This window comes from Roseiarcus sp., from assembly GCF_052145395.1.
In the GTDB taxonomy this organism is placed as follows: Bacteria; Pseudomonadota; Alphaproteobacteria; order Rhizobiales; family Beijerinckiaceae; genus Roseiarcus.
This window is the reverse complement of sequence record NZ_JBKQOT010000436.1, coordinates 1-10,180: the sequence shown is the minus strand read 5'-3', so window position 1 is coordinate 10,180 and position 10,180 is coordinate 1. Positions and strand designations below refer to the sequence as shown.

Annotated in this window: 9 protein-coding genes; 8 read left to right on the top strand and 1 reads right to left on the bottom strand. The window is 66.0% G+C overall.

What is annotated here, in order from left to right; all coding sequences use genetic code 11:
* Positions 1-493: 493 nt before the first annotated feature.
* The gene (gcvA, locus tag ACLP25_RS14855) at positions 494-1,420 is read right to left on the bottom strand and encodes a transcriptional regulator GcvA (protein WP_442469958.1); all 927 of its coding nucleotides are present in this window, start codon (positions 1,418-1,420) and stop codon (positions 494-496) included.
* A 120-nt stretch (positions 1,421-1,540) separates the two neighbouring features.
* Between gcvA and ACLP25_RS14850 the strand changes: the two genes are divergently transcribed.
* From ACLP25_RS14850 to ACLP25_RS14815, 8 genes are all read left to right on the top strand, one after another.
* Complete coding sequence (locus ACLP25_RS14850) at positions 1,541-1,792, top strand: hypothetical protein (RefSeq protein ID WP_442469957.1); 252 nt, start codon at positions 1,541-1,543, stop codon at positions 1,790-1,792.
* Between the two features lie 196 nt (positions 1,793-1,988).
* Positions 1,989-2,591 carry an anthranilate synthase component II gene (locus ACLP25_RS14845; protein ID WP_442469956.1) on the top strand — a complete coding sequence of 201 codons (603 nt, stop codon included), beginning with the start codon at positions 1,989-1,991 and terminating at the stop codon, positions 2,589-2,591.
* Between the two features lie 14 nt (positions 2,592-2,605).
* A complete protein-coding gene (gene trpD / locus ACLP25_RS14840) occupies positions 2,606-3,652 on the top strand; it encodes an anthranilate phosphoribosyltransferase (protein ID WP_442469955.1) in 1,047 nt (348 codons plus the stop codon).
* Positions 3,636-4,430, top strand: a complete 795-nt coding sequence (trpC, locus tag ACLP25_RS14835) for an indole-3-glycerol phosphate synthase TrpC (RefSeq protein WP_442469954.1) — start codon at positions 3,636-3,638, stop codon at positions 4,428-4,430. The genes trpD and trpC overlap by 17 nt, the downstream gene beginning before the upstream one ends.
* Before the next feature lie 138 nt (positions 4,431-4,568).
* Entirely contained in the window at positions 4,569-6,596 is a 2,028-nt protein-coding gene (parE, locus tag ACLP25_RS14830) for a DNA topoisomerase IV subunit B (protein WP_442469953.1), read from the top strand.
* A 391-nt stretch (positions 6,597-6,987) separates the two neighbouring features.
* Positions 6,988-7,653, top strand: a complete 666-nt coding sequence (locus ACLP25_RS14825; RefSeq protein WP_442469952.1) for a cold-shock protein — start codon at positions 6,988-6,990, stop codon at positions 7,651-7,653.
* Positions 7,654-7,759: 106 nt separating this feature from the next.
* Positions 7,760-8,596, top strand: a complete 837-nt coding sequence (gene mazG / locus ACLP25_RS14820) for a nucleoside triphosphate pyrophosphohydrolase (protein ID WP_442469951.1) — start codon at positions 7,760-7,762, stop codon at positions 8,594-8,596.
* A gap of 217 nt (positions 8,597-8,813) precedes the next feature.
* Positions 8,814-10,180, top strand: a 1,367-nt coding sequence (locus tag ACLP25_RS14815; RefSeq protein WP_442469950.1) for a carbon starvation CstA family protein, incomplete at its 3' end; no start/stop codon positions are given.

Below are 10,180 nucleotides of genomic sequence, written 5' to 3'. Positions count from 1 at the left end.
CAACCAATTTCAGGTCAGGCTCTCAGGGGAACGAGCTTGTAATAGTGACCGTCGATCGTAACGATTGTTTGAGCGGAACTCGCGGAAGTCAAAAGTCCGACAACCGCTGTAGCCAGTAAGACTACGCGCACGGAACTCATGTCATTTTCCTCTCACTTGAGCAAGGGTATAACAATCTGGCCGGCCATCTTGTGGCGGTCTAGTTAGCGAAAACAAAAGGAGACATTCAGGCGCAAAGTGCAGCTCACAGAAATTTGACAGACATGATCACGGAAATTTGAATAATCCGTTTAAAAATAAAAATAGATTTCAGAGAGGCGAGCTTTATATTTGATATCAAGTCATAGATCACAATGCCTTGATCTTCGATGTCGTGTCTCAGATCACGGTTTCTTGAAACAGATCCGTCGGACTTAAGCTGCTGGAGTATGGTTTCGAACAGGGCGCGTCAAGCCGACCGTGCGCGCCGATTTTCGGCGACGGTCCCGCGGTCTCAACCCGGCTCGGCCGCTGACATGGCCGCCTCTTCGACCAGGAAGTCGCGCAAGGCCTTGATCCTCGGGGTTTGCGCCTCCCCGGGGCGGCAGAGGAAGTAATAGCCGAACGGCGTGCTGACGCTGGTCGAGAAAGGCGCGACCAGCCGGCCGGCGGCGAGTTCGTCGGCGGCGATGGCGAAGGAGGTCAGCGCCACCCCTTGCCCCTGCGCCGCAGCCCGGATCGCCATGGCCATGTTGTTGAACCAGACGCCGTGGCGCGCCTCGACGGTCCTCGCCCCGGCTGCCTTGAGCCAGTCGGACCAGGTCGGCCACGACGGATAGGCAGGGCTCCATTCGAGATGGAGAAGAGTCTGATGCGCCAGGTCCTCGGGGGAGCGGAGCGGATTGGCGCCGTCGACGAGTTCAGGAGAGCAGACGGGAAAGACGTCCTCCTTGAACAGGAGCGTGGTCGCAAGGCCGGAGAAGTCGCCGGCGCCCCAGCGGATCAAGGCGTCTGTCGTGGCCGAATCGAGCGTGTCCTCGGTCGGATTGGCGTCAAGGAGAACGTCGATCTCCGGATGGCGCGTCTTGAACTTGCCGATCCGCCCGACAAGCCACGTCGCGGCGAAGGAGGGGCTCGAGTTGATGACCAGAAACCGCCGTCCCTTCGCCTCACGCATCGCGCGCGCTGCGCGGGAGAGGATCGCGAAACCCTCGGCGAGGCCAGGCGCGCCGGCCGCCCCGGCCTCGGTCAGCGCCAGGCCCCTTCCAGACCGCTCGACCAGCGGCGTGCCGATCTCCTGCTCGAGCGCACGCACTTGCTGCGCGACCGCCGCCTTTGTGACGTGCAGCTCCTCTGCGGCGCGCGAGAAAGACAGCTTGCGGGCCACGGCCTCGAATGCCCGGAGGGCGGTCAGCGGCGGCAGGCGGTCAATCGGTCTCATCGTATAGTCAGCCTATCCATTGGCGGAACAAACATTGGCTTGAACGCGGTCAAATTCGCCATATATCGGAGACAAGAACAAGCGCAAAGGGCGCGAATTCGATTGTGAAAGCGGGATAAGATGGCAGCGTATGTCGCCGGTTCGGCCAATTCCTACCGAGAGATGGGCTTGGCGGGCGGGCTTCGAATCGGTAAACAAATCCTTAACACACTGGCCGAACGCGCCGCCGCGGCCTCCGAGCGGAGTCGCTTCGCCGCGCTTCCCTCGCGCTATCTCGACGACGTCGGCATGACCGAGGCCGAGCGCGCAGCAGTCCTCGGCTACGAGGAGCCGATCGTCGACGGCTGGCGCGTGGTCGCCTCACACCTCTAAGCAGAGCCCACTCGTAAGCATAAGCCCACTCGCCCGGGCTCGCTCGCGCGACGGTGCGTGTCCTGCGCGCCGTTGCGCGAGAACGCTTGCGCGCTTCTTGATCGGACGCGCCTTCTCCACTCAGCCTCCAGTCTTCCGCTTGACGGGCGCAACCGGGCGTCGGAAAAGACCCGCCACGGCCCGATCGGAAGAAAGAATGCAACGCGTCACGCTGATCGACAATTATGACAGCTTCACCTTCAATCTCGTCCACTATCTGGGCGAGCTCGGCGCGGACGTGAAGGTGTGGCGGAACGACCAGATCAGCGTCGAGGACACCCTTGCTGAAGAGCCGGACGCGATCGTCCTGTCGCCCGGCCCGTGCACCCCGAACGAAGCGGGAATCTGCCTCGACCTCGTGCGCGCGGCGAGCGAGACGACCCCGATCTTCGGCGTTTGCCTCGGCCATCAGGCGATAGGCCAGGCGTTCGGCGGCGACGTGGTGCGCGCCCCTGCTCCGATGCACGGCAAGGCGTCGCGCATTTCGCACAACGCTCGCGGCGTCTTCCGCGGCCTCAACGGGCCCTTTCGGGCGACGCGCTATCATTCGCTTGTCATCGAGCGTTCGACGGCCCCCGCCGATCTCGAGGTGAGCGCGGAAACCGACGATGGGCTCATCATGGCGGTCGCGCACCGCGAACGCCCGGTCTATGGGGTGCAGTTCCACCCGGAGAGCATCGCGAGCGAGCACGGTCGCGACATCCTGCGCAACTTCCTGGACTTGGCCGCCGCCTTTCACGGGCGCGGACAAATGCGCTAGGGCGGCCGCGGGGTATGGAATCCTTCAAGCCCCTGATCGCCAAGGTTGCGGCCGGCGCGACGCTGAGCCGCGCGGAGGCGGTGAGCGCCTTCGACGCCATCCTCTCGGGCGAGGTGACTCCCTCGCAGATGGGCGGCTTTCTGATGGCGCTGCGCGTCCGCGGCGAGAGCGTGGACGAAATTACCGGCGCAGTCTCTGCGATGCGCTCCAAGATGCTGACCGTAAAGGCGCCTGTCGACGCCATCGACATCGTCGGCACGGGCGGCGACAGCTCGGGCTCCTACAACGTCTCGACGCTGGCTTCGATCGTCGCGGCCGCCTGCGGCGTTCCGGTGGCCAAGCACGGCAACCGCGCCGCGTCCTCGCGCTCGGGCGCGGCCGACACGCTAACGGCGCTCGGAGTCAAGATCGGGCTTTCGCCGGAAGGCGTTGAGCGCTGCATCCGCGAGGCGGGCATCGGCTTCATGATGGCGCCGTCGCACCACGCGGCCATGCGTCACGTCGGTCCGACCCGCGTCGAGCTCGGCACCCGCACAATCTTCAACCTGCTCGGGCCATTGTCGAATCCGGCCGGAGTCAAACGGCAGCTGATTGGCGTCTTCTCGGCGACTTGGCTCGAACCGATGGCCGAGGTCCTGCGCAACCTCGGCTCGGAGCGCGTGTGGGTCACCTGCGGGTCCGACGGGCTGGACGAGATCACCACCACCGGACCGACCTCGGTCGTCGAGTTGAAGGGGGGCGTCATCCATGCGTTTGAAGTGACGCCTGAAGAGGCGGGCCTCCCGCGCGCCGATCCCGCGGCTCTCAAGGGCGGAGATCCGGCCGCCAACGCGGAGGCGCTGCGCAAGGCGCTGAGCGGCCAGCCCGGCGCCTATCGCGATATCGCTCTCCTCAACGCCGGAGCCGCACTTGTCGTGGCGGGCAAGGCGGCGTCGCTCAGGGATGGCGTCGCGCAAGGCGCGGCCGCCATCGATACGGGCGCGGCGCGCGACGCTCTTGACTGTCTGATCGCCGTGTCCAACGCTCGGGGGCCGGGGGACGCCGATGACCGACATCCTTAAGAAGATCGAAACATACAAACGACGAGAAATTGCGGACGCCAAGGTGCGTGTGCCCCGCGCCACGCTGGAGCGCGAGATTGCCGTTCAGTCGCCGCCGCGCGGCTTCATCAAGGCGCTGGAGCGGGCGACAGAGGAAGGACGCTTCGCCCTGATCGCCGAGATCAAGAGGGCGAGCCCGTCAAAGGGCGTCATCCGGGAAGACTTCGAGCCGGGCGCGATCGCCAAGGCCTATCAAACCGGCGGGGCCACCTGCCTGTCCGTTCTGACTGACGGTCCGTCGTTTCAGGGATCGCCGGAACACCTGATGAAGGCGCGCAAGGCGACGCCGCTGCCGATTTTGCGGAAAGACTTCCTCTTCGATCCCTATCAGGTGCTGGAGGCGCGCGCCTGGGGCGCCGACTGCATTTTGATCATCATGGCCGCCGTCGACGACGAGACCGCCAAGACCTTGAACAAGGCCGCGCACGACCTCGGTCTCGACGTGCTGATCGAAACGCACAACGAGGCGGAGCTCAAACGCGCCCTGTCCCTGGAGGGCCGGCTGATCGGCGTCAACAACCGCGATTTGCGCACATTCGCGACCGCGCTCGAAGTCTGCGAACGCATGAAGCCGCTCGTGCCGACCGGCCGGATCGTGGTGGCGGAAAGCGGCATTTCGGACCATGCCGATTGCAAGCGCCTGGCCAAGTCCGGCATCCAGACTTTCCTCGTCGGCGAAGCGCTGATGCGGCACAAGGACGTCGCCGCCGCCACACGCGCGCTCCTCACCGGTCAATAGGCGGCGCATCGACCGCGTCATTCCGTTCCGAGAGGCCGCTCCTGCTCCGCGGAAGGAGCCGGAGCGTTCTCATTTCGTTCAGGTGCTCGGCATGCTAGTTTTCCCCGACCAGCGAATCACTGACCCGACGACGCCCCCATGAACGATCTTTTCGGCGCTTCGCCCGCCCCGCGCGGCAGGCCCGTTCCCACGAAGGCCAAAGCTGTCACTCGCGGAACGCCCGGCGAGGCCGACTACAACGCCGCATCGATCGAGGTGCTCGAGGGCCTCGAACCGGTCCGCCGTCGGCCCGGCATGTATATCGGCGGCACCGACGCCAACGCGCTGCATCACCTATTCGCCGAGGTGATCGATAACTCGATGGACGAAGCGGTCGCCGGTCACGCGACCTTCATCGAGGTGACTCTCGAGGACAGCGGCTGGCTCGGCGTCAACGACAACGGACGCGGCATGCCGGTCGACCCGCATCCGAAGTTTCCAAAGAAGTCCGCGCTCGAAGTGATCATGACGATGCTGCACGCGGGCGGCAAGTTCGACAGCGGCGCCTACGAGACGTCCGGCGGCCTGCATGGCGTCGGCGTCTCCGTCGTCAATGCGCTGTCCGAAAAACTGGAAGTCGAGGTCGCGCGCGGCCAGACGCTCTATCGCCAGACTTTCGAACGCGGGAAGCCGACCTCGGGGTTGACCGTGATCGGGAAGGCGCCGAACCGCCGTGGCACCAAGGTGCGCTTCCTGCCGGATCCGCAGATCTTCGGTCAGGGCGCTCGCTTCGATCCGGCGCGCGTGTTCAAGATGGCGCGTTCGAAAGCCTATCTGTTCGGGGGCGTGGAAATCCGCTGGCGCTGCGCGCCGACGCTGATCGCCGACCCCGACAAGGTCCCGGCGGAAGCGGTTTTCCATTTCCCGGGCGGTCTCAAAGACTACCTTGCCGCGGACATCGAGGGCGAACCGCTGGTCGCCGACCAGGTGTTTACCGGGCGGGTCGAAAAGGACGGCAAGCACGGCAGCGTCGAATGGGCGATCGCCTGGCTCGCCGGGGCCGACGGGTTCGTCCATTCCTACTGCAACACGATCCCCACCCCCGACGGCGGCACGCACGAGGCCGGGTTGCGCACCGCCATCCTGCGGGGCCTGAAAGACCACGCCGAGCGGATCGGACAGTCCAAGCGGGCGAACGCGCTGACGACCGACGACGTCATGTCCGGCTGCGCCGCGCTCATCTCGGTGTTCATCCGCGAGCCGGAATTCCAGGGCCAGAACAAGGGCCGGCTGCAGACGACGGAGGCCGCGCGGATCGTCGACGGGGCGCTCCGCGACGCCTTCGACCACTGGCTGGCCGCCGCGCCCAGCCAAGCCTCGAGACTCCTCGACTGGTCGGTCGAGCGCGCCGAGGAGCGACTCCGGCGACGCATGGAGAAGGATGTCGCGCGCAAGACCGCCGTGCGCAAGCTCAGGCTGCCGGGCAAGCTCACGGACTGCACCAATTCCTCCGCGCAAGGGTCGGAACTCTTCATTGTGGAAGGCGACTCCGCAGGCGGGTCGGCGAAGCAGGCGCGCGACCGGGCGACCCAGGCGGTGCTGCCGCTCCGCGGCAAGATCCTCAACGTCGCCTCGGCGACGCGCGACAAGCTCGCGCAGAACCAGCAACTCGGCGACCTTTTGCAGGCCCTCGGCGCCGGATCGGGCGCCCACTATCGCGCCGAAGACCTGCGTTATGACAAGATCATCATCATGACCGACGCCGACGTCGACGGCGCGCATATCGCCTCCCTGCTGATCACCTTCTTCTATCGGCAGACGCCCAAACTGATCGATGACGGCCATCTCTATCTTGCCGTGCCGCCGCTCTACCGCCTGACCCAGGGAGCGAAGTCGATCTATGCGCGCGACGACGCGCACAAGGAGCAGTTGCTGAAATCCGGCTTCACCGGCCGGGGTCCGATTGAGGTCAGCCGGTTCAAGGGCCTCGGCGAAATGCCGATGCGCGACCTCAAGGAGACGACGATGGATCCGGCGCGGCGGACCCTCCTGCGGGTCGCGATCGTCGCCGAAGACAAGACCGCGACGGCCGAGGCGGTCGAGCGCCTGATGGGCTCGAAACCGGAGGCCCGTTTTGCCTTCATCCAGGAACGGGCGCCAAAAGCGGTGGAACTTGTTGACATCTAAACTAGTCTGACCTGCGAAATCCTCCGGACGCGCGAGAATTCGTCTGGAATTTGCGCGAGAAATGCGGTAAGGAAAAAGTGGGCGGGCTCCGTTCGCGTCATGCGGACGAGAGGGCGAAAAGTCGATGATTCAGGTGGTTGATTTCGAATTGGCGCGGACGGCAAGGGACGCATCGCCGTCATCCGCGCTTGGCGGAGATGCACGGCTTGGTCCGTCCGCCTCCGCCGCCGAAAGGCCTTGCTCTTGAAGACTTCGATCAACAGGGGATTCCGCGCTCCACCGGCGACGGCGGGCTGCGCATGACGTACGGGATTCGCCGCGCAGGCGGCGATCGGACGAGGCGGCGTCACGCCTCAAGCGAACAGGGATTGGTTGGAGACTTTTGACGAACATGAGCAAGGGTAAGGATTTTCGGCCTCGCAAGCGCGGCTTTGATGATGATGGACCGATGTCCTACGATTCGAAGCCCCGTCCGTCGCGCGGCTTCGGCGGCGGTCCGGACGGAGGTTTCGGCGGACCGCCCGCAGGCGGTCCGTCCTCGGGACCGGTCGCGTCGAACGCGCCGGCGGTCGACGCCACAGTCAAGTGGTTCAAGGCGGACAAGGGATACGGGTTCGTCGAATTGGCCGGCGGCCAGGGCGACGCCTTTCTGCACGCCAATGCGTTGCGGAACGCCGGACACGAATCGGTCCCGGCCGGCGCGAAGCTGCGCGTCCAGGTCGGCGCCGGCGCGAAGGGGGCGCAGGTGACGCGCGTCCTGGAAGTCGACTCGACGGGCGTCGTCGAACGGCCGTCGCGGCCGATGGGCGATGGGCCGCGCCCACGACGCGTCGCTCCCGATCCGTCGACCGCCGTCAGCGTGACCGGACGGGTCAAGTGGTTCGACGAAACCAAGGGATTCGGATTCGTCGCGAGCGAGGACGGCGGCAAGGACGTCTTCGTCCACATCTCGATCCTCGGCCCTGCAGGCGTCAACACCCTGGCCGAAGGCCAGCAGGTCAATATGCGCGTCGTCGACACGCCCAAGGGTCGCGAGGCGATTTCGCTCTCGATTTGACCGGGGTCTGGCGCCCCGGCGCCCCGATATCGGAGCGCGGCGCCGAGCCGCGCTTTTTTTTGCGGCGGGGGCGACGGCCGCCGACTCCGCTCGAGGGACCCTGCTCATGCAGCCGTCGCGCGACATCCACCGACTGGTCGAAATCATGGCCGCGCTGCGGGACCCGCAGGGCGGCTGTCCCTGGGATCTCGAGCAGACCTTCGCTTCGATCGCCCCCTATACGATCGAGGAGGCCTATGAGGTCGCGGACGCAATCGAGCGCGGCGACACCGAGGATCTGCGCGAGGAGCTCGGCGACCTCCTGCTGCAGGTCGTTTTCCACGCGCGCATGGCGGAGGAGGCGGGCCTGTTCGATTTCGGAGGCGTCGTCGAGGCGATCACGGCGAAACTCGTCCGTCGGCACCCGCACGTATTCGGCGACGCCGGCGAGCTCGACGCCGAAGCCGTCAAGGCGCTGTGGGGCCGCATCAAGGCCGACGAGAAGCGCCAGCGGGCGGAGGCGCGGAAGCGGGCCGGACTCGTCGGCGCCGAGCCGGCGCGCGGAACGCTCGGCGGCGTCCCTGCCTCGATGCCGGCGCTGACCCGCGCCCTCAAGCTGCAGGAGAAGGCGGCCAAGGTCGGCTTCGACTGGACCGATGTCCGCGGCGTGGTGGCGAAGCTGCGCGAGGAGATCGCCGAAACGGAAGCGGAAATCGCGGCGGCCGCGCGGGACAAGCTCGAGGCCGAGATCGGCGACCTGCTGTTCGCCGCCGTCAACCTCGCGCGCTTCGTCGAGGTGGACCCCGAGTCCGCGCTGCGGGCCGCCAACGGCAAGTTCGAGCGCCGCTTCTCCCATGTCGAGCGGCGGCTCGCCGAGACCGGACGGCGCCCGGAGGGCGCGAGCCTCGACGAGATGGAAGCGCTCTGGCAAGAGGCGAAAAGTCTCGAGCGCGAGAAACGCTAATTCCTTCGGCGAGGCGGAGCCGGCGCGACCGCCAGCGGTCGTCACGACGCTGCGAGCGGGGTCCGAGCCTTTTGCGCGGGTGGGCCCATTGCCCTCGCCGGTCGCCGCGAGGCGCGCGATGCATCTTTCCTAGCCAAGGACGGAACGTTAGACTTGACGCCGGGTCGTGCGTCAGGCCGGCGCCAGCCGGTTGGACGCCGTCCGTGGGAGGACAAGGATGGAGATGCGTGAAAAAGGGATCTGGATCGCCGTCGCGGTCCTTGGCGCGATCGCCTTCGGCGTCGTCGCGCTGACCCGCGGCGAAGCGGTCAATGCGGCGTGGCTTGTGACCGCCGCGGTCTGCATCTACTTCATCGCCTACCGCTTCTACGCGCTGTTCATCATCCAGACCGCGCTTGGCGTCGATCCGAAGCGCGTCACGCCGGCCTACCGCCACAACGACGGGCTCGATTACGTCCCTACCAACCGCTACGTCCTTTTCGGCCATCATTTTGCGGCGATCGCCGGCGCGGGTCCGCTGGTCGGGCCGGTGCTCGCGGCGCAGATGGGCTACCTGCCCGGAACCTTGTGGATTCTGGCTGGCGTCGTGTTCGCCGGCGCGGTTCAGGACATGGTCGTGCTGTTCTTCTCGACCCGCCGGGATGGGCGGTCGCTTGGCGAGATGATCCGCACCGAGATCGGGCCGGTTGCCGGCGGGATCGTTGGCGTCGGCATCCTGCTGATCTGCATCATCCTCCTGGCCGTGTTGGCGCTTGTGGTGGTCGGTGCACTGAAAGGCAGCCCCTGGGGGACGTTTACGGTGGCCTGCACCATCCCGATCGCGCTCATTATGGGCCTCTACAGCCGCTTCATCCGCCCCGGCCGGATCGGCGAGATGTCGGCGATCGGCGCCGTGCTGTTGCTGGCCGCGCTCGTCTACGGCCAGACGGTGTCCGAGACGCCAGCGCTGGCCGCGATGTTCAATTTCACCGGCCCGCAACTGGTTCTGCTGATCATCGGCTATGGCTTCGTCGCCTCGGTGCTGCCGGTATGGCTGCTGCTCGCCCCGCGCGATTATCTCTCGACCTTCCTCAAGGTCGGTACGATCCTGCTGCTGGCGATCAGCATTATCGTCGTGCGTCCCAATCTCGAGATGCCGGCGGTAACCAAGTTCATCGACGGCACGGGCCCCGTCTGGGCTGGGAGCATTTTCCCGTTCCTGTTCATCACCATAGCCTGCGGGGCGGTGTCTGGCTGGCACTCGCTGATCTCGTCCGGCACGACGCCCAAGATGATCGAGAACGAGGGCCAGATCCGCTTCATCGGCTACGGCGCGATGCTGATGGAATCCTTCGTCGCGATCATGGCGATGGTCGCGGCCTCAGTGATCCATCCCGGTGTCTATTTCGCGATGAACAGCGGCGCTGCGCTGATCGGGACCGACCCCGCGCATGCCGCCGAGGTCATCGCCGGTTGGGGCTTCGCGGTGACTCCCGACCTGCTCACCCAGGTCGCCCACAACGTCGGCGAATCGACGATTTTGTCGCGCACCGGCGGCGCGCCGACCTTCGCGGTCGGCATGGCGCAGATCCTCTCCGGCTTTCT

What these genes read in the sequence shown, in the direction of transcription:
- gcvA (WP_442469958.1), bottom strand. Translation starts at nt 1,420, where the DNA reads ATGAGACCGATTGACCGCCTGCCGCCGCTGACCGCCCTCCGGGCATTC.
- ACLP25_RS14850 (WP_442469957.1), top strand. Translation starts at nt 1,541, where the DNA reads ATGGCAGCGTATGTCGCCGGTTCGGCCAATTCCTACCGAGAGATGGGC.
- parE (WP_442469953.1), top strand. Translation starts at nt 4,569, where the DNA reads ATGAACGATCTTTTCGGCGCTTCGCCCGCCCCGCGCGGCAGGCCCGTT.
- ACLP25_RS14845 (WP_442469956.1), top strand. Translation starts at nt 1,989, where the DNA reads ATGCAACGCGTCACGCTGATCGACAATTATGACAGCTTCACCTTCAAT.
- ACLP25_RS14825 (WP_442469952.1), top strand. Translation starts at nt 6,988, where the DNA reads ATGAGCAAGGGTAAGGATTTTCGGCCTCGCAAGCGCGGCTTTGATGAT.
- trpD (WP_442469955.1), top strand. Translation starts at nt 2,606, where the DNA reads ATGGAATCCTTCAAGCCCCTGATCGCCAAGGTTGCGGCCGGCGCGACG.
- mazG (WP_442469951.1), top strand. Translation starts at nt 7,760, where the DNA reads ATGCAGCCGTCGCGCGACATCCACCGACTGGTCGAAATCATGGCCGCG.
- trpC (WP_442469954.1), top strand. Translation starts at nt 3,636, where the DNA reads ATGACCGACATCCTTAAGAAGATCGAAACATACAAACGACGAGAAATT.